This is a genomic window from Microcystis aeruginosa NIES-843 (assembly GCF_000010625.1).
Classification (GTDB): domain Bacteria; phylum Cyanobacteriota; class Cyanobacteriia; order Cyanobacteriales; family Microcystaceae; genus Microcystis; species Microcystis aeruginosa.
Window position 1 is genome coordinate 4645600 of record NC_010296.1, and the last position, 20852, is coordinate 4666451.

Here is a 20852-nt window from a genome sequence, read left to right on the forward strand (position 1 = left end):
AATCAGAATATCATGAGATGATCCTCAATCAAACCAAGAATTCCGGTGCAAATGTTGAAAACCCTGCACATCAGTTAAATTGTATTGTAGGGGCGTGATGGTGATAAAATTCTCGCCAATAGCGCGCACATCCGTAGGGACTTCCGGGGGTAAATGGGTATAGTCCGGTTGTTCGATATCTTCCACCACTTCCCCAATTAACCAGTAATAACTTTTACCCCTAGGATCCAGTCTTTTCTCGAAGGTTTCTTCGTAGTGTCGCAATCCTTGCCTAGTGATTTTCACCCCCTTGATTTCGCCACTACTAACCGGAGGGACGTTCACATTGAGTAAAGTGGGAAGAGGAAAAGGGTTAAGGGCAACTTTCCTGACTAAAGTGAGGGCAAAATCGGCGGCCGGTTGGAAATCACAAGCTTTAAAACTAGCCAGACTAAAAGCAATACTGGGAATACCCTCGATTAAGCCCTCCAGGGCTGCGGAAACCGTGCCAGAATAGAGGATATCGGTGCCGAGATTAGACCCGTGGTTAATGCCAGCTAAAACTAAATCGGGACGCTCTTTGAGGACGGCACTAAGGGCAAATTTCACCGAATCGGCGGGAGTTCCCGAGCAGGACCAAGCAATCACATCGGGATGAAAAATTCCTTCCACCTGTTCGGCCCGGATGGGATGGTGTAAGGTTAAGCCATGACCGGTAGCAGAGCGCTCGCCGTCGGGACAAACTACGGTGACTTGATGGCCCGCAGTAGCGAGGGTGTTAGCGAGGGTGCGGACTCCTAGGGCGGAAATGCCGTCATCGTTACTGATCAGTAGTTTTAAAGGGCGATCGCTAGTCATAGAAATTTCTGCTCTACTGCGTCGGCTAGTGGTATAATATAATAGTATTTTATTGTGGGTACGTAGCTCAGAGGATAGAGCACCAGGTTCCGGTCCTGGGTGTCGGGGGTTCGACTCCCTCCGTACTCGTTCAGAAATCAGGGGTTGGTATTTTGACACTCCCCGCTCTAAAGAGACGGGGATTCTTGGTTCACAGAGATTACTTGCTTAGACAGAATTGCTTCTGAAAAAGTAGAGGTATTCTCTCCCCAAGCGTTTATTGGATCGAGCCCAAAGGTTCCGGTATGCCCTACCGTACTTAGTCCCCTTTTAAGGATGTTGATTGCGGCGTTTTCATCCCTATCCAAAACACATCCACATTTGCACTGATGGGTTCTAGTCGATAAAGATTTTTTGACAGTTTCACCACAGTTTGAACAGTTTTGGCTTGTATAATTCGGTGAGACAGCAATCGTTATCTTGCCGAATTTAACCCCAAAATACTCTATCCATTCCCGAAACTGATACCAGGCCGCATCATTTATCGATTTAGCTAGACAATGATTCTTGACTAAGTTCTTAACTCTTAAATCCTCGTAGGCTATCACATCGCTAGAGTGAACTACGCACCTTGCTAATTTCACAGCAAAGTCTTGACGTTGCCTATTTACTTTAAGGTGAGCTTTAGCTAATCTTTGTCTAGCTTTTTGACGATTTTTACTTCCCTTTTTCTTTTTAGATAATCGCCTTTGAAGTCGTTTTAATCGTTTCTCGGACTTTCTCAAGAATTGAGGATTATCAACCTTGTTGCCATTGTTATCTGTATAGAAAGAAGCCAAACCTACATCTAAGCCAATACACTTACCTGATGGTTTAACATCTTCTTTAACGTCACAAGAAAGGACAAATTGACAATAATAACCGTCCGCTCTCCGAATCAACCTAACCCGTTTAATATCGGATTCTTGAAAGTACCCTAAATCCCAAGTTCCTACCAACTTAAGAACACCAATGTTTTTCTTGTCAGTGAACTTAACAGTTTTAGGGCTAAGAAGCTTCCATCCTGATTGTTTGTATTCAACAGAGCGAGATTTTTAAAATTGAGGATACCCCTTTTTGCCTGATACTTTACGTTTACAGTTGTCGTAAAAACGACTAATTGAACTCCAAGCACGTTCAGCACTTGCCTGTCTAGCAGTTGAATTAAGTTCATCGGCAAATTTAAAGTCCTGAGCTAATTCTTTAGAATATCGGTATAAATCGTTCTTACCCGTACCTTTTGTATCCATCCATAACCTTACACATTTGTTACGGATGAATTGAGCAGTACGAATAGCATCGTCTATGGCTTGATACTGTTGAGTTTTAGCTTTAACTTTAAACTCTAAGACAAACATTTTACGCAGGGGGGACTTAGACAAAATCAGTATAGCACAATAAAAGTTAAGTTAACAAGATATAGTTTAAAAAGCCGTCCTAAAAGGACGGGGCTTTAACCCAAAATTTCGGTAAAGTATCATTGGAACTCCCCTGTGGTGGAAAACTGTCATTTGTTAAGCTAAAAGCTTAAATCTACTTAGTTTCTAACCTTCTTTTTGGGTAGGAGAATTGCCAGATTTTTTTTGCTGCTTCTTGCTTTCAGAAGCTGATAACTGATAGCTATATTAATCCAGAGCGCGACGAATTTGAAGACAACACCATTCTTGACGTTTCCACAGGGCAGCCACTGTCCAGCCTTGGGGTTCTAAAATATCTGTAACTGCTTGTGCTTGGGTGACGAGGATGCCGCTTAAAATTCCCCAAGTGGTGGGTTTTGCCAGACGGTTGATTTCGGGCATTAAAGCGATAATTGTCTCGGCTAAAATATTACAAACGATGCCATCGACACCATCGGGAATTAATTCTAATAACTCCTCGACACTACCCTGATTAATAGCTAAATTTTCGGGGTTAATTCGGTTGAGATGGCGATTACTGCGCGTCGCATTCACCGCCAGCGGATCTGTATCGACAGCATAAACTTTTTTGGCCCCCAATAAAATCGCTCCGATCGCGAGTATGCCAGAACCACAACCGATATCGGCGATAATTTTAGGCTCTGGATGGCTACTTAAACGCATTTCTAGGGATTCTAGACATAATTGCGTGGTTGGATGCGTTCCCGTGCCAAAAGCGGAACCGGGGTCAATTTTAATCACCAATCTCTGGTTATTTTCGGGGGGATTTAACCAAGCAGGACAGATCAAAAAGCGATCGCCGATCTCGCTAATTTGCCAATGTTGTTTCCAACTGCTGGCCCAGTCTTCCTCGTCCATTAACTGCCAATGGCTGACAGGTTCGGGAAAACCTAAAATCAAAGCATCCTGCTTTAACCAGAGGCTTAGTGCCTCTAAATCGAGCAATTGCGCTTTAATTTCTGGTATATAGGCCTTAACCTCTAAAGAGGATTGTTTTTTAGCAGTGGCCGTTCCCGAACAGCCAAAATCTTCCAGTCTCCAGAAAACCGTTTCTTCGAGACTAGGTTCGCACAAAACCGTAATTTCCCACCAACTATTAGACATATATCAGTTATCAGTGATTAGGGATCAGTTATCAGATTTGAGTTTTCAGTCAACAGTATTAAGTGGCAAGTTCAGAGCTTTCTTTTCACTTATTACTGATTACTGATTACTGTTTACTGATAACTGATTTAATCTAGAGTTTCACTGTATAAGCATCACGGATACCGGGGACTTTAGTAATTTCCGAGAGAAGACCTTCTGGTAAAGGATCATCGAGACTCAGGGCCATAACTGCGTCACCGCGAATAATTTTGCGTCCTACCTGCATACTGGCGATATTGACATTAAAACTGCCTAAAAGTGCGCCAATTTTGCCGATAATACCGGGCATATCCTGGTGAAGGGTGAAGAGCATATGATTACTCGGTGGCACGTTAATTGGGAACTCATCGAGGTCAGTAATGCGGATTTCTCCGTTACTTAACAGCGCTCCGGTGACGGAATGGGTACCCATGGAACCATTAGCTTCCAAATGAATCGATCCCGAATAGTCGCGGGTGGAAGCATCCCGGGTTTCGATTACCCGGATACCGCGTTCCTTAGCTTCGATCGCCGCATTAACATAGTTTACCCGTTCCCGGAGGGCTTGGGAAAGTAAACCCTTAATTGCCGCTATCACCAGGGGTTGACTGTCTTTAGTGGCCAATTCTCCCTGTAAACGGACATTTAACGAGTCACAGCGACCTCCTGCCAACTGGCTAACGAGATTACCCATAGTTTCCGCTAATTGCAGGTAAGGGCGCAGTTTTTCCATAACATCGGGAGTTAGTCCGGGGATATTAACGGCCGAACGCGCTGGCAAACCGAGGAGGACATCGCGAATTTGTTCGGCCACATCAATAGCCACATTCACCTGTGCTTCCGTAGTCGATGCGCCTAGGTGGGGAGTGAGGATGACGTTAGATAATTCTCTTAATCTAGATTCGCCTAAAGGTTCCTGTTCAAATACATCCAAGGCTGCCCCGGCGATTCTACCGGATTCGAGGGCTTCAATTAAAGCCAACTCGTCGATAATGCCGCCGCGGGAACAGTTAATGATGCGGACCGTGGGTTTCATCTTAGGGAGGGTTTCCCGACCGATGAGATGCTGGGTTTCGGGAGTTTTCGGGACGTGGAGAGTGATAAAATCGGACTCAGCAAAGAGTAATTCCAGATCTACCAAGGTGCAACCGAGTTGATCGGCGCGTTCTTTGGAAATAAAGGGATCGTAGGCGAGAATTTTCATGCCTAGGGATCTAGCAACGGCGGCGACGTGGGAACCAATTTTACCTAAACCGACGACTCCTAGGTTCTTTTTATAAACTTCTGTGCCGATAAAGCGATTTCTTTCCCATTTATTCGCTTTTACCGACTGATTGGCATCGGGAATATGACGGGAGAGGGATAACATCATGGCCAAGGCGTGTTCGGCAGCGGCGATCGTGTTACCTTCGGGAGAGTTAACGACAATAATACCCTGACGAGTGGCCGCGGGAACATCGATATTATCGACTCCTACCCCTGCGCGGCCGATAATTTGCAGTTTGCTGCCCGCTTCGACGATTTCTTTGGTGACGCGGGTACTGGAACGGAGCATCAGTGCGTCGTATTCGGGGATAATTTGAATGATTTCCTCAGCGGATAGTCCTGTTTTCACGTCCACTTGGGCAACCTGTGACAGAATTTCTACTCCTACCGGATCGATCGAATCGGATACCAGAACTTTGGCCATAATCTTTATAACGTGCTTTTTTCAGTCTACGGGCAAATGCTAGACCAATATTCGGGTCTAGCCGCAATAGCCCATTTTAGAAGCAAAGGGTGCAGTCTATGGCAAAATTAGCGAAAAGATTTTAGGTTGTCCTTCTCTTTGTCGTCCATGGTGTTGATGTCAGTCTCTTGCCGTTGTCACTGAGATATGGCTAATTTAATCACGGTGGCGATCGAGTTTTCTGCTTCTTTTTCTAGGGCCTTTTCTAGGGCTGCCATTGCTTCTGTTTGAAAATTTCTAAGTAGCTGGTTATAATTAAATTAAGAATAGATTTTAGGTTCGATCCCCCCTGCCCCCCTTGATAAGGGGGGTGCCGATAGGCGGGGGTATCCCCCTTAATAAGGAGGCATCTGATAATTTTTAACGCCTACCTACTTATGATATTCACACAGTAGAGAAAAAGCCAAAAACCTCCGTTAAGGATAACGGAGGCTGGTTAATTAATTAACAATTTTCAGCTACAATTTCGCCCCACATTCAGGACAGAATTTATTATTCCAACTGTTAACCGCGCCACAACTGGGACAATTGAGCATTTCACAACCCCCGGTGACAATTTTCGGTAAACCAATCATACGGGCATTACTTTGACCGGGGGCGACCATGGGATAACAATTTTCATCCTTAGTCACGATCGCATTGACCAAAACCGGACCATCATGGGCCAACATTTCGGCAATTTTTGCGGCTAATTCCTCTCGATGGCGAATAGTAATGCCTTTAATGCCGTAAGCTTGGGCTAACAGTTCCACATCCGGCATTCCCGCTTCCATATTGGAATTAGAATAACGTTCCCCATAGAAAGCTTCTTGCCATTGACGTACCATACCCTGCCAACCATTATTAATAATAATCGTCTTGGCATGAATATTAAATTGGGTTAGGGTGGCCAATTCCTGTAGATTCATTTGGAAACTGGAATCACCACTAATACAGATGACCTCCTCATCGGGAATAGCCACCTTTACCCCCATCGCAGCCGGTAAACCGAAACCCATCGTCCCCAATCCCGCGCTAGAAATCCAACGTCGGGGTCCATTTTTGAGGAATTGGGCCGCCCACATCTGATGCTGGCCCACATCGGTGGTATAGTAGGCGTGGGGTGCTTGACGACCCACCTCAACGATCACTTCTTGGGGGGAAAGTCTGCCTTCTGGTCGAGGTACTTGCAGGGGATAATCTTGTCGCCAGCGCTCGATCTGGGCTAACCAAGCTTGGGTGCGATCGGAATTAGTGGGATAATCAAATTCTCTGGCTTTTTGGAGTATTTGTTCTAAAACTACCCGCACATCCCCGACAATCGGCACGTCAGGGGCGCGATTTTTGCCCACTTCGGCCGGGTCAATATCCAGATGGATTACCTTAGCTTTCGAGGCGAATTCGTCCAATTTCCCCGTTACTCGGTCATCAAAACGAGCGCCGACGGCAATTAATAAATCACACTCGGTCACGGCAAAATTAGCGTAGGCGGTGCCGTGCATTCCTAACATTCCCACCGAGAGGGGATGATGTTCATCAAAAGCACCGATCCCCATTAACGTGGTGGTGACGGGTAACTGAAAACGCTCGGCAAACTCGGCAATTTGGGCGTGGGCATTAGCTGCGATCGCACCTCCGCCAACGTAAAGTAAGGGTTTTTCGGCGGTTTCCAAGAGGTGTAAAGCGGCCTCGATTTGACGGCGATTGCCCTTAACCGTGGGACGATAGCCAGTTAGTTTCACATCTCCCGGTTCGACGGGGATATAATCGCATAGTTCTAAACCGACATCTTTGGGAATATCGACTAAAACCGGTCCTGGTCGTCCTGTACTGGCGATATGGAAGGCTTCAGCGACGATTCTCGCTACTTCCCGGGCGTTTCTAGCCACATAGGAATGTTTAACAATCGGGAGAGTAATACCATAAATATCGGTTTCTTGGAAAGCATCGGAACCGATGGCCGCCCGACTCACCTGACCGGTGATAATTACCATCGGGATGGAGTCCATGTGTGCGTTAGCGATGCCTGTCACCAAATTGGTCGCCCCGGGGCCGGAAGTACCGAAACAGACCCCCACTTTGCCGGTGGCCCTAGCGTAGGCATCGGCGGCATGGGCGGCCGCTTGTTCGTGGCGCACTAAAATATGTTGTAATTCTCCCCGCTCTTCAAAGCGGTAGAGTTCGTCATAGATGGGCAGGATCGCACCTCCGGGATAACCGAAGATGTGCTTAACGCCATGACGTTTGAGACTGTCCATCAAGGCATAAGCCCCAGAACAACGCTGGGGAACCGTTGTTAAAGAGTCATTGGGCTTGGGAAGTGATGAAACCACAGGGCAAACCGTCCAATTTCTAACTAGAGGGATAATTGCAATTCTGTTGCCTAGGATGCAACTTGAAAAATAGCAAAATTGATAACCTTATACTTTTAGTGTATTCCATCTCACCTTTTTGGCTGCAGTTTTTTTTCTTTTTGCATCTTACCCATGCAATATCTGGGGAGATGGGGAAGTGGGGAGATGGGGTGATGGGGAAGTGGGGTGTGGGAAGTGGGGTGATGGGGAAGTGGGGTGTGGGAAGTGGGGTGATGGGGAAGTGGGGTGTGGGGTGTGGGGTGTGGGGTGTGGGGTGTGGGGAGATGGGGTGATGGGGAAGTGGGGTGATGGGGAGATAAGATGATAAATATTGGTGATTTCACCTGATCTTGACTGAGCTTGGGGGTTTTATGAATAGTCTTTTGATTGCGGCTACGGATACCGACGCGGGTAAAACCGTTGTCACCACTGGTTTAGTGGCTTATTGGCAAAAATACTATCCCTCCAAGGCCCTGGGGCTGATGAAATTAATGCAAACGGGTCAAGGCGATCGAGAATGGTATGAGGGCTTATTTCAGGGTCAATTAGAAATGATTACACCGCTGCAATATCAAGCACCCTTAGCGCCTCCTGTGGCTGCTGATTTGGAAGGTCGAGATATTCCTTTGGGGACGGTGTGGCAAGCTCTGCTGAACCTACAAAAAAGCCAAGATTTGGTTTTAATTGAGGGTTTGGGGGGTTTAGGTTGTCCTGTCACTCACGAGCTAACTTTGGCGGATTTAGCGGCTCAATGGCGGTTAAAAACCCTTTTGGTGGTGCCGGTGAAATTGGGGGCGATTTCCCAAACGGTGGCTAATATTGCCCTAGCAGAGCAGAAAAAGGTCAATTTGGGCGGAATTATCCTTAATTGTCTCGAACCGCGCACGGAGACGGAGATAGAGCAGTTAACACCGATCGATTTAATTCAATCCTTGACTAATTGTCCGGTTTTAGGTGTTTTTCCCTTTATCGAAGATCGTCGGGATTTGGATAAATTGGCCTCGGTGGTAGCTAGTTGGCCAGAAATTAAGCTGTCAAGCATTTAAATTGCTTGTTGAGACGAGGCAAAAGGCACAAGGCAAAAGGCAAAGCTGATTCCCAGCATCTTTCAATTTGACAACACCCATTGTAGGGCTAATTCATGAATTAGCCCTACAGGACATCGGGGGGGTAAGGGTAGGGTTAATTCATAGTAGGGTTGATTCATAGTAGGGTTGATTCATCGTAGGGTTAATTCATAGTAGGGTTGATTCATGAATCAACCCTACAGGACATCGGGGGGGTAAGGGAATAAATTAGGGTAAGTCCAGATATTCTTGTTCTGTTAGGGCAAATTCTGGATCAATTATTTTTACTTCATTATAGGTGAGTTGATAGAGTTTGTAAACTAAGTGATCAATCTGCTTTTCTAATTCGCTTGTGTCAGCAGTAGGATCGTCTTTTTTTGCGGTGAGAATTTTGTCAACAAGTGCAGTGATGTCGATATATTCGTGCTTATATTTAGGAACTGGAAAAGTTGATAGAGTTTTAGTATTTATTTTTGGAAAAGCATTTCTGTCTAAATTTACATTTTGAGACTTTAGCACAGATGCACAAAGCTTAGAACAAATAATTGCTAAATAAAATTTAACATTTAGCGTGTTATTTTTGGGCTTTAATGTAATAACATCTGTGTTACAGATTATCGTATCATCTACACAAGTTGCATCTAATGTTTTTCTTGAAAAAATTCTTTGAATTAATATTCTTTCACCTTCAAATATTGAAATCGAGCGTGGTGCGGCTAAATTTTCTCCATACTTTACATAGTAGCTATCAGTTTTAAGTCTGTATCTTTGGATATCCCTAGCTCGTAATAATTGAATATAACTATTATCTATTTTTAATTCAGATTCATAAATTCTATTTTTAGCATCATTTTTAGTTTGAGGAGGATTTCCTTTTCCTATCTCATATAACTTTGCTCCGAATTTCAAATCAAATAAAGAACCTATTTGAGTTTCTGCATTAATTTTAATTTTATCGTTGAATGATATAGTTAATTCTTCATCTAAAGCTGAAACAGTAATCTTTTGGTCATAGCTCCAATGAGAAAGCATAACTGCTTCCAATCTTTCATTAATTGTAGAGATATTACGATCAATACTACAAATATGTATCTCATCATTATTTAGTTCTTTTTTTGAAAACAAAAGTAATGTTTCAACTACTGCACTTTCAAAAATATTATATACATTTACTATATTGGTTGTTCGATTTTCTTCAAACAAGAACTTTCTCAATTTTTTGTCATATTTAGTTGTTAACCAATAATTTGGAATTATTAAGCCAAGAAAACCTTTCTGGTTCAATATTTTTATGCCTAACTCAGTAAATATCCCAAAGGTATTAATTTGATATTCTGTAGTCTTGTAATGTTCATAATATAAAGCTTTCTCTTTTTCATCTAGATTTTTTGACGGTACATAGGGAGGATTCCCAATCACCACATCAAACCCAACAAAATCGCCGTTATCATTCAACACTTCGGGAAACTCAAACCGCCATTCTAAAGCATTATCATACAGCTTACCGCTTTCAATATCTGCAATTTCAGCAGTTAGCTTATCAATCTCATTATTTAACTTAGTTACTTTTTTCTCCCGCGCTTTTTGCTCCGTCTTAGTCTCCTCAAACAATAAACCCTGATTTTCCAGATTATAAAGCTCCCCTTGTAATTGACGTAACTTCACCTTCTTAGGATTACCGATTAATAAATTGGAACTAAAACCAGCCTTAATCTTAGCAATCAGCGTTTCCATCTGCCGCTTTTGTTCCTTATTTTCCGCATTGCGATAAGTCTGTACCGCATTGCGATATTCCTCAATACTAAACTTCTGCTTCTGTAAAACCTGTTTAACATCCACATCCAACCCAAACCGACTAATCAAAGAATTACCACACTTGATATTAATATCAATATTTGGCAAAGTTTCCAAGTTGCCATCCTCGCGATAATAAGCATTCTTTAAAAGCTCAATCCATAACCGCAACTGACAAATCGTCACGGAATTAGGGTTAATATCCACCCCAAATAAACACCCTTCAATAATCGTCTGTTTCTCATGAAATAAGGCTTGCTGTACCCGTTGCTTTTCTTTATTATTCGGATGATAAGCAAATAAAGTCCCCTCATCATCATAAACCAATAACTTATCGTTTCGCACCTCTACCCGATAATCTTTTAGCGACTTACCCGAACTATCTAATAAAACCCGTAACTCACTCTTAATCGCGATTATCTCATTCAAAGCTGAAACCAAAAAATGTCCTGAACCCACCGCCGGATCGCAAATCTTCAGGCTATTAATAATAACATTTGCCTCTCTTTTATCCTCAATTCGTTCATATAAATCATCTAAACTTTGACAATTCCAGCCTTTTACTTCATTAAACTTCTGCACAATCGCTCTTCGTATCGTTTCCCGACACATATACATGGTAATAAAACTCGGCGTATAAAAAGAACCGTCCTTATAACCATTAATCTTTTCAAAAATTAACCCCAACACCGAAGCATTAATTAACTTTTCGCTATCTTCTTGAGGATTTTCTAACTCATCTCGATCGAATTTATAAGCATCCAAAAACTCAAACAAATAAGCCAACGCATTTAACTCGCCTACTCGCTTATTACCCTGATTATCTTTTAGCACCGTCGCTGTAAAAATGGGTAAAGTTCGCTCCCGCAAATTGCCAATAAAAATCGTTTGCTTTTCCGTCTCCGTTGGTAGAAATAGCGAACTATTTAAATAAGGTACATGAGCAAAAATCGTTTTAACCTTAGCCTCGCGCTTATTTTTCTCCTTGGCTAACACATCAAAAAACAAACTATCGAGATCACTATAACTGGGAACTTTCGCCAAATTGAGAAAGGCAAAATCTCGATCGCCTTGATGATATTTAATTAACTGCGCTTCCAATAATTTGAGAAACAAAACCCGATTAATCCAATTAATTGATAACCGCAACGCCACATTATACAGCCGTTCCTCATCCGTAGTTCCAAACTCTTCAGTTAATTTTGAAGTCTTATCTAGACTATCCAACCGACTAATCGCATTTTCAATCAGGGAACCATCACAGCGATCGCCTTCTTTCATTCGTCCGATTAACTTCTTCCCTTTACCCTTAATTTCCGTCAAACCAATAATATACAAAAGCTCATTATAAAAAGGCTTATTTAAAGTATTACTGTCATTAACAAAAGGTAACTTAAGTAAATGTTCTGGCGAAAGAATCTTGTAAATATCAAGCAAATCTAAATTTTCCAAATCTCGCAGATCAAAATGAGTAAACTTAATTTGCTCAATAACTTTAGTGATCGCTGGTTCGGCAATTTGTTGATAGAAAAAATCCGTTTTTGTACTACTCAGTCTCCCTGCTTCAAAATCGCAAAACTGGTTAACTAGAGCCTTATTAGCAAAAAACAACTCCTCAAAAATCTTCGCATCGAAAATAAACCACTCATAAATATTTGTTACGATCAAGTGTTTAATCTCAAGATTTTTATCCGTCACCCTTTCGCGGAGAAAATATAAAACTAACTGCTGAAAAGCCTTGGTATTGAGATTATCCAGTCTTGGCATTTCTGCATTTATTGTCCGAGTAGGCTTCTTCGTCTCAAAAATGACCCCCACTGGACTTTTAACATCCTGGTTATTATGAATCACCAGATCAATGCGCTCTTTTGTATTGATAAAATAGCGATCAGCATAATAGGTATTTTTCAAAAAATCTATCAGCAAATTTTTATTAAACTCTTCCGACTTTTTGCTGTCACATTGGTCCAACAAGCGCACCAAATTAGCTCGAAAAACCTGAATTGTTTCAGCATCAGGCTTGATTTTTAAGTACACCCGATTTAAGGCTTGCTTGAGTTCTCGCTTATTGACAATCATAAAAATTTACCTCTAGGGAAACTACCGACTAATTTTATTATAAGTAGGGAGGCACAATTATTTGTAGGATGGGTTAGCGGTAGGACTTAATTAGTCGTCGCCGGCAACTTGTCGAGATGCGGACTGCCGAAAAGAACCGACGGGAACGCGCTCGCGGTAAAGCTCGATATCGAAGTCCATCTTGAGTATCTCGATAACTGCCTTGAAAAACTCAATCAAGAAATTGAGGAATTGACCCAAGCTAACCAACAATGGCCCGAGAAAGTCATCGAAAATTTTGGGTCTGAAACCCCGTCGTTCTACGACGGCTTTACTGTTAAATATGAGCATCGTTTACGAAATATATGCTAAAATGTGAGGTATGGAAAAAGCCTATTCGTTTCGATTTTACCCCACACCCGAACAAGAGTCGCTATTGCGGCGCACATTGGGCTGTGTAAGATTAGTTTACAATAAAGCTCTCCACGAACGAACACAAGCTTGGTATGAAAGACAAGAAAGAGTAGGCTACGCTCAAACTTCTTCAATGTTGACCGATTGGAAAAAGCAAGAAGAATTAAACTTTCTCAATGAAGTAAGCTGTGTACCTTTACAACAAGGGTTAAGACATTTACAAACAGCTTTTACTAATTTCTTTGCTGGTCGTACTAAGTATCCTAACTTTAAGAAAAAACATCAGGGAGGAAGTGCCGAATTTACCAAATCTGCTTTTAAATTTAAAGACAAACAAATCTATTTAGCTAAATGCACAGAACCTTTACCTATTCGATGGTCAAGACAAATCCCAGACGGATGTGAACCAAGTACAGTAACAGTCAGATTACATCCATCAGGACGCTGGCATATCTCAATAAGATTTGATGACCCAACGATTAAGCCTTTACCAGTAACAGATAAAGCCATCGGAATTGACTTAGGAATTAGTAGCCTCGTGATTACCAGCGATGGCGATAAAGTATCTAATCCTAAGCATTTTAAAAAGCATTATCGGAGACTGCGAAAGGCACAAAAAAATCTTTCTAGAAAACAGAAAGGCTCAAATAATCGAGAAAAAGCAAGAATCAAAGTAGCCAAGATTCACGCCCAAATTACTGATAACAGAAAAGACCATTTACACAAGCTAACCACTCAATTAGTTCGTGAAAACCAAACGATTGTGGTTGAGAATTTAGCCGTCAAGAATATGGTCAAAAACCCGAAATTATCTCAGGCAATATCTGACGTTAGTTGGGGAGAAATTACCCGACAATTAGCCTATAAATGCCGTTGGTATGGAAGAAATTACATCGAAATAGATAGATGGTTTCCTAGCTCTAAAAGATGTAGTAATTGCGGGTATATTGCTGAAAAAATGCCGTTAAATGTTCGAGAATGGGATTGTCCAGACTGTGGGACACACCATGACCGAGATATTAACGCCAGTAAAAATATTTTGGCCGCAGGGCTTGCGGTGTCAGTCTGTAGAGCGACCATAAGACCAGAACAGAGTAAATCTGTTAAGGCAGGTGCGGAACCCCGCAAGGGAAAGAAGCAGAAACCTAAATCGTGAGGTTTGGGAATCACCGTCCGTTTACGGCGGTGAGGATGTCAAGGTCAAGTAATTTCTACTACTCTCGTCTCCGACTTACCAGAACTCGGTCAATTAACCGCCAAACAAATCTCTCGCTTAGTTCCTAGAGATTCACACTTTTTGTTATCTCTAATCAAGGGTTGCGCTTGCTTTGGTTTAACCTGAGCAGCTTAGCTTTTGCTGCGCTTTTTTCCGGCTTGAGATTTTGAGTTTTACGGCAACTGCTTGAGTTTTTTTTTAAATTCCCCCTTGACCATCAAGACAGTCGCTACACTATACTCGTTGTCAAACAGCCAAGTTATGGTTCACAATTGTGTCATTTTATGGGTAAATTCACAAACTGTCACAACCGTTAGTGAAACTTGATCAATCTTTTTCTAACATAAAAGAAAGAGAAATAAAAATGGGGGGATTGAGATGTTTTTAAGCTATCTAGGATTTATCGGATTTTGTGTGATTTTTGGAGCCTTAGTCTTACTAGCTTTTGGAATTTTACAATGGTTGCACATCCCGTCAGGAAATTTAATCGATTGGTTGATTGGGATCGCCAGTTTTTGGTGGTTGTTAGTAATTGTGACTGTTCCTTGGAACATTTATTTTGATGCCCAGGAAGTCATCGCAGAAGCAGCAATTTCTCAAGAAAAAAATATTCCCGTAGATCGGAAACAAGTTGATTATGTTAAGACAGTAGCGCGTTGGTCAATTCGGCTCGCAATCGCCTTACATTTGCTGTCAGGAATTGGACTTTATACCTTAGCAGCAACGGGAATTAGTGCAGTAGGATATGTGAGTTCCGGTGCAACTTTATTATTGACAGCTTTACGTCCGGCGATTCGGGCTTATCAATATTTAGCCGTGCGTTTGTCAATGATTCGAGAACAGATTAAGTATCCCAGAGAGGATGTAGTAGAGTTGCGCGTTTGCGTCTCTAATTTAGAGGCTAATGTGGCAATAATTAGGGAAAAACTCGATACAGAAGCAAATATACAGCAACAAGAAGTCAAAATAACTCGCCAAGAATTAGCCCGTCTGAAAGCCTTACTAGAAAAATTAGAAGCTAAAAATCAGGTTGAACATGAAACCTTATCTCAGGAAGCACAAAATGCGATCGCACAACTGACAGAAGACAGTCAATTTCTCAATCATGTACGAGAGATTATTCGCTTTTTCAAGACAGCTTAGATGAGATTAATTTCTTAAGAGATCTAACCAAGGCTGAAACCCTTACTGTTCCCTGTTCCCTTGTCTCCACAGTTAACTTTAACTTTACCTTTAAGTGGTCGGACAAAAGTAAAGTTAACCGTGGGAGTCAGGAGTCAGGAGTCAGCAAGAATTGCCAGAATTACATTTCTTAAGACAGACGAGAGAATTTATGTCCGACTACTTATCTGATTACTTATGTCCTTTCAAGAGAAGCGAATCATCCCCATAGAAATCGTCAATCCCAACTCGCCAGCCGAACTTTTACTAGCTCTCAATCAATGGCTAGAATTAGAGTTGATTGCCGACAAAAGACTAGAATTAGCAATAAATGCGAGAGAAAATTCAGTTCAAGAAACCCTCGCTCTGACAATAACCACCAGCGTCCCTATAGCTAACTTTTTAGAAGGTTTGGGGCAATGGCAAGAGCGAGGCTGGCTGACTGCTTCTCAAATCCGGGTTGTTATAAGAGTGAGAGCTTCCCATCCCCCTCTACTACAAGGTTTAGAACAATGGCTCCAATTAGGATTACTTGGGGAATCTCAAGTCAAGCAACTGTGTCGGGAAAACCTCTCCTGTGTCATGCCTATACTGACAACTGCCCCTACCAGAGAGCCGCTGCCAGACCCCATCTCCTCCCAGCCGCCTCCCCCACCCGCGCTACCTTCTCGACGGCCAGAAGCTCCCCGTAGAATCCCGCCACGGCCGCCAACATCTCCTCGACGGCAGGAAACTCCCAGTCAATTCGGACAAATGTTACAGTCTCTGATGGCAGAATTGAGCGTCCTCTGGCTGCTGCTGTTGGGAGTCTTCATGGTGGTCATCTCCTCTGGTGTCCTCGCCGCCAACTTTTGGGAAAAATTCTCAAGCGCCGGACAGTATGGGGTTTTGTGGCTTTATACTTTAGCTTTTTGGGGAGCCAGTTTTTGGAGTAGCCAACAGCCGGGCCTGCGCCTGACCAGTCAAGCTTTGCGCCTGGTTACCCTGTTGCTAGTACCGATGAATTTTCTGGCCATGGATAGCTTGGGCTTGTGGCGCAACCCTCTAGCCTGGTTGATTGTGGTAGTGGCTGCCCTTTCCCTTACCGCCGTAACAGTTCAACTATTCCGGGGGAGGTACGGGGGAACTGGCCCGGCAGGATTTTCTCAAAGTCTGCCGAATCACTTGGGATTGAGCTATCTGCATTGGGGATGGGCAATTGGGGGTTTTCCCTTGCTGGCAACTTACTTGGGCGTGGTGGGAACAACTTTGATCTCCCTTTCCCGTGTTCCTGAAGGAGCCGGACAAGAAGCAGCATCAAGGAGAGAAAGATTAGCCCCTTTTAGCTTAAATGAGGCAATTGTCGTCTATGGGCTGGTTATCCTGCTGGTGCGGGCAATTTTTATCGCTCAGGTAGAGATTAGCCAATTGGGGCTGGCTGTGGGGATTTGCGGCTGGTTAGCCAGTTGGCAGACCAGACAATCTGTTTCCTTGTGGCAGCGTATCGGCGGTAGCTTGCTGCTGCTAGGTTGGTTACTGTCGGTGGGTGAAACACCTTGGCAAGCCCTAGCAGTGAGTGGTTTATCACTCCTGTTTTTTGCCCGACGCATCGGTTACTCCTGGCGGAAGTTCGACTTGGCAGCAGCCTTGCTGATTGGGTTGCAGGGGTTGTGGCTGGCTTGGCGCTTACTTCCAGACACTTTCAGGCAAGGGGCAATCACCTTGGGGACTGGTTTAACTGGCGCTGAAGCTACCCCTTGGGCGTTACTAAGCTTAGTTTTCTTTCCTTACCTAGTCTTAATCCTATTCCTGACAGATTGGTTCTCCCAATTGGGCAAGCGGGAATTAGCCTCTTTTACCGGCTCGATAGCCTTGTTCTGGGGAACAACCTTGACCTTTTGCTCCTTAGTCAATCCTGCCTTGAGGACGCTCAACTTGGCAGCTTCAACCCTGGCGTTAGTAATTTTCAGCCAACGGCAAGTCAAACTAGCTTCCCTTCAAGAGATTTCCCGCCGTTTTCTCTCCCTGGCCTATCTCACTCACCTAGCTGGCTTGCTCACCCTAATTTTGGCGATTGACTGGGGATGGCCAAGGTTGAGTTGGGCAGTTTGGGGCGTGATTTTAATCATGCTGGCGGTGCTGGAATTGGCATTCAGCGTGAAACAGCCCTTTCCTCCTACTTCCTTGCTCCATCTCCTACACCACACAACTTGGAAGCTGGGACTAATCTTGGCTGGGCTATCCTATGGCTTGTTTATCCTCAATCAGGTGGCAGTTTTCGCCCAGTTGACCTCTGTGTTGGAGCGCCCGCTTATGGGGCTAGAGTGGGGCTTAGTCTGGGGTTTGGCTCCCCTGGCCCTGACTGGGGTGGCAACTTGGAATCTGGCTCGGCGGGAAGTTGCCAGTTGGTTGAGTATAGACGCTTTAGCCCTGTGGCAGTGGCTTATCTTAACAGCCCGACCCCCGCAAGGGTTGGAACCAGGAATTGCCTCAATTAGCTTAGGGATAGCTACAGGATTGATGTTCGTCAATAGCCGTAACTTAGAGCAGGTAGCAGCAGCAGCGATTACCGTAGGTTTTGGCTTGAGTTGGCTGGCACTGTGTTTGTGGGATGGCAGTTTTGGTTGGGCATTGCGGCAAGAAGCAAGCTGGCTGTTGGCAGGGGTAATTACTGCGACAAGCTTGTGGATTCTCCGCCAATGCTTAAGGGCATTACCGAATAATTTGGCGAGAATTTATGCCCAGGTTAGCGATGGTTGGGCAACTTGCCTCTCCCTCCTGATGTTATTGGCGCTTTCTGGTAATGTCCTTAATTCTCCAGACGGTAGAGAAGCGATCGCCACTTGGCTGCTGATGGGGGCGACAGCTTATCGCAGTTGGCAACCCTCGCGCCAACCTAACCTAGTCATTTGGTTGAGCATCTCAGTCCTGTTAGTTGCCCAAATTCCCACCTGGGTAGGGGTAGAAACCCGCCTAGTCACCTTTGCGATCGCCACTGGTTTGATGTTCTTTCAGACTCATCGCCTACAAAAATTAGCAGCGGCTGCCATCACGGTCGGCTTGTCCTTGGGCTTGAGCGTTGCCTTACTAGAGAGATTGCCTCTCCCTGGATTAGATTGGCTGTTGGCGGGGGCAATCGCCCTTATCCCCCTCTCCCTCTGGCTGTTGCGCTATTGGTTGAGCCAGCGGACTTCTGCACTTGCTCTCCTCTATGCCCGCGCCTGCGATGGCTGGGCAATTGCCCTCTGTAGTCTGGAGTTAGTCGCCCTGACTCTCCATTCTCTAGCCGTTTACTCGGATTGGATGGCTGCCTCGAGCCTTCCTGTCCTAGCGGCTGCCCTGACTTTAGGGGCGATCGCCTATCGAAGCTACCTCGAGCCGAGTAACTGGGGCATCTACGGGGTAGGCTGGAGCTTGGAACTGTTCACCATCGAAGTTCTCAACCTAACTAAGCAGTCTTTAATTGCCCTAGCGATCGCCAATATTCTCTTGGGATTGCTTACCCAACTGTTGGGAGATTGGTGGCACAGAGATCACAGGCGGGAAATGCTCAATAGCTGGAATATCCTACCCTTGCTCTATGGGGCCCTAGGAGCGGCTCTGCGTTGGGGATTTTTCAGTAGTTGGACTGGCTTGAGTTCTCTGGGACTGGTACTGATTGCCATCGGGGTTGGGCGGCGCTCCCCGGCAGGGAAGCCCTTGTTGTACCTGGGAATTGGCGGGATCTCCATCTCAGCCTACGAGCTATTGTTTTATCAAATTGCCGACCTGTCCCAAGGCGATCAATTTTTGGCAATGGCAGCCCTGGCCGCCAACTTGGTTTACGGCTATCGGTTGCTCTCTCCCTGGTTGGCTGGCTACTTGCATCTGACGGGTTCAGAATTGAAGTTGGTTGCCCACCTGCACTGGGCTTTGGGCAGTTGCCTGTTACTAGGGGCTTTATTCTATCCCGTTGCAGTCAATCAACTGTTGGGATTGGCAACCGGTATCTTTTTGACTCGTTATGCTATCTGGCAAGGGCGCAACCATCCTGACCAGGCGATCGCTGAAATCTGGGTCTATCTGGGTATTCTAGAAGCCACTGGGATTGGGGTTTATGCTGCCAATACTATTCCTCCGATGGAATTCTTCTCTCAATACCTAGTTTCTTGGTTGGGAGTAATCGCCTCTGGGGTGGCTGTTTTCACCTATCTGCTCCCTTGGCGGCTTTGGGGCTGGCCGCCTCGTCCTTGGCAATTCCTCGCTCTTGTTCTTCCAGGACTCGCCCTTGGGGGCAGTTTAGACAAGCTCAATCCCCTAAGTTTGCTGGTGGTGGCTGGATTCTATGCTTGGCTGGCTTGGCTGCGGCAGCAACCCCGGTGGCGCTATCTTACCCTCTTGTTAGTGAATTGGGCGATCGCCCTTTGGCTGGCGGATTTCTCTCTGGCAACTCCCTTCGCCTACAGCAGTCTTGTCGGATTGTCTATCCTCTGTCTTGTCTGGATAGAACCTACCTGTCAGGGGAGGCAAGGCAAATCCTTGCGCCACCTGCTTCGCCTCTTGGGAACAGGCATTATTGCTAGTGCGGCTCTCTGGTTTCATCATCAGACGGGAATCCTGCCTGGCATCCTCAGTTTAGTGGCAATTTTTGCCGGATTAGCCTTACGAATTCGCGCCTTCCTCTATCTTGGCACTTTTACTTTTGTGGCTAATGCTTTCTATCAGTTGGTAATTTTGATTTCCCTTTATCCTCTGCTTAAATGGATTATCGGATTGCTGGTGGGGGTTAGCTTGCTCTCAATTGCTGGCAATTTTGAAACTCGCCGTACTCAATTAACTAGCTTGCTGCAAAATTGGCTCAGAGACTTACAGGAGTGGGATTGACATACTCCCACCGTCACAGCCTAACTTGACGGGGGGAGTATGTCACTGTTGTAATGCTTTTAAGAAGCGTCCCATAGTGGCAAATAAACCGGACTTTTTGGCTTTATTAGCAGGATTAGAACTATCATTAGGAGTATTACTAGAAGCTTTCAGAATCAGATTTTCTAAAGCTTCCCCCATGGGTTTAGTGGATTGTTCGGAAATTAACTCGTAACCGTCTTCTTTTTCGAGCCAAACTTGCCACAAAGAAGGATAGGAACGATACACGATCGCTGATTCCAAGGGACGAAAATAATAACAACTTTCTAGGGTACTTAAAAATCTTTCTCGCAATTGTCGGGCTGCGTAACCGATACCCACTACCGATACATCTTCCAATTGGGGAATCAGAAGAACCACGGGGCGATCTTCGGCCAAGTTACAGAGTTTTTCTACGGAATTAATCTCCACCGAGGAGGGACAAACAACTAAAAACGCTTCATCTTCGGGCTTAATTTTGTTTTCGATGGGAATAAAACGACTACCTAAATCTCCCAGTTGAAAAACTGTTTCTCCCCAATCCCGTCGGGCTAACATGGCAGCCCCGGTATCGGGAAAAATTACCCTTAAACCAGAACCATAACTGTCAAAAATAGATGTAAAATCAAGGGCTAAAGCTTGCGCTTGTAGAGCAATTTCTGGGATAACTAATTCCACTTGTATGCGTCTGTCTCCCGATTCTAGAGCCAGTTGGGTGGCGGCTTTCGCTTGCAGGATCGTTTCTTCTAGGGAATTGGGTAGGGTCATTTCAGTTATCAGTTATCAGTTATCAGTGACTACCACTGGTCGTCGGTGGCTTAA

The 20852-nt window shown here is 44.5% G+C and carries 11 protein-coding genes, 1 tRNA gene and 2 pseudogenes; 7 read left to right on the forward strand and 7 right to left on the reverse strand.

Annotated elements, in window-relative coordinates; translation table 11 throughout:
• Positions 1–24 precede the first annotated feature (24 nt).
• Complete coding sequence (surE, locus tag MAE_RS21990) at positions 25–837, reverse strand: 5'/3'-nucleotidase SurE (RefSeq protein WP_012267497.1); 813 nt, start codon at positions 835–837, stop codon at positions 25–27.
• Between the two features lie 56 nt (positions 838–893).
• Between surE and MAE_RS21995 the strand changes: the two genes are divergently transcribed.
• Positions 894–966, forward strand: a tRNA-Arg gene (locus MAE_RS21995).
• Between the two features lie 38 nt (positions 967–1004).
• Here the strand turns inward: MAE_RS21995 and MAE_RS22000 are convergent.
• The 4 genes and pseudogenes from MAE_RS22000 to ilvB all read right to left on the reverse strand — a co-directional run bounded on the left by MAE_RS22000 (position 1005) and on the right by ilvB (position 7439).
• Positions 1005–2213 (reverse strand): annotated as a pseudogene (locus MAE_RS22000) (RNA-guided endonuclease InsQ/TnpB family protein).
• 267 nt (positions 2214–2480) lie between these two features.
• Positions 2481–3377, reverse strand: coding sequence for a 50S ribosomal protein L11 methyltransferase (gene prmA / locus MAE_RS22005; protein ID WP_012267500.1), 897 nt, complete (start codon positions 3375–3377; stop codon positions 2481–2483).
• A 133-nt stretch (positions 3378–3510) separates the two neighbouring features.
• Positions 3511–5088 carry a phosphoglycerate dehydrogenase gene (serA, locus tag MAE_RS22010; RefSeq protein ID WP_002795895.1) on the reverse strand — a complete coding sequence of 526 codons (1578 nt, stop codon included), beginning with the start codon at positions 5086–5088 and terminating at the stop codon, positions 3511–3513.
• Positions 5089–5585: 497 nt separating this feature from the next.
• Positions 5586–7439, reverse strand: coding sequence for a biosynthetic-type acetolactate synthase large subunit (gene ilvB / locus MAE_RS22015; protein ID WP_012267501.1), 1854 nt, complete (start codon positions 7437–7439; stop codon positions 5586–5588).
• Positions 7440–7617: 178 nt separating this feature from the next.
• On the opposite strand from ilvB, the gene MAE_RS33565 reads away from it, so the two are divergent.
• Both MAE_RS33565 and bioD read left to right on the forward strand, forming a co-directional pair.
• Positions 7618–7785 carry a hypothetical protein gene (locus MAE_RS33565; protein ID WP_173351089.1) on the forward strand — a complete coding sequence of 56 codons (168 nt, stop codon included), beginning with the start codon at positions 7618–7620 and terminating at the stop codon, positions 7783–7785.
• A gap of 46 nt (positions 7786–7831) precedes the next feature.
• A complete protein-coding gene (gene bioD, locus MAE_RS22025; protein ID WP_012267503.1) occupies positions 7832–8506 on the forward strand; it encodes a dethiobiotin synthase in 675 nt (224 codons plus the stop codon).
• A gap of 249 nt (positions 8507–8755) precedes the next feature.
• Here bioD and MAE_RS22030 read toward each other — a convergent pair whose 3' ends face one another.
• Positions 8756–12400, reverse strand: coding sequence for a DUF7149 domain-containing protein (locus MAE_RS22030; protein ID WP_012267504.1), 3645 nt, complete (start codon positions 12398–12400; stop codon positions 8756–8758).
• An 83-nt stretch (positions 12401–12483) separates the two neighbouring features.
• On the opposite strand from MAE_RS22030, the pseudogene MAE_RS36550 reads away from it, so the two are divergent.
• From MAE_RS36550 to MAE_RS22050, 4 genes and pseudogenes are all read left to right on the forward strand, one after another.
• A pseudogene (locus tag MAE_RS36550) lies at positions 12484–12667 on the forward strand (IS110 family transposase); the annotation flags it as partial.
• A 94-nt stretch (positions 12668–12761) separates the two neighbouring features.
• Entirely contained in the window at positions 12762–13949 is a 1188-nt protein-coding gene (locus MAE_RS22040; protein WP_012267506.1) for an RNA-guided endonuclease InsQ/TnpB family protein, read from the forward strand.
• A gap of 438 nt (positions 13950–14387) precedes the next feature.
• Positions 14388–15152, forward strand: a complete 765-nt coding sequence (locus MAE_RS22045; RefSeq protein WP_012267507.1) for a hypothetical protein — start codon at positions 14388–14390, stop codon at positions 15150–15152.
• Between the two features lie 216 nt (positions 15153–15368).
• Positions 15369–20012, forward strand: coding sequence for a hypothetical protein (locus tag MAE_RS22050; protein WP_012267508.1), 4644 nt, complete (start codon positions 15369–15371; stop codon positions 20010–20012).
• A gap of 42 nt (positions 20013–20054) precedes the next feature.
• On the opposite strand, the gene MAE_RS22055 is transcribed toward MAE_RS22050, so the two are convergent.
• Complete coding sequence (locus MAE_RS22055; RefSeq protein WP_002795902.1) at positions 20055–20798, reverse strand: DUF1995 family protein; 744 nt, start codon at positions 20796–20798, stop codon at positions 20055–20057.
• Positions 20799–20852: the final 54 nt, after the last annotated feature.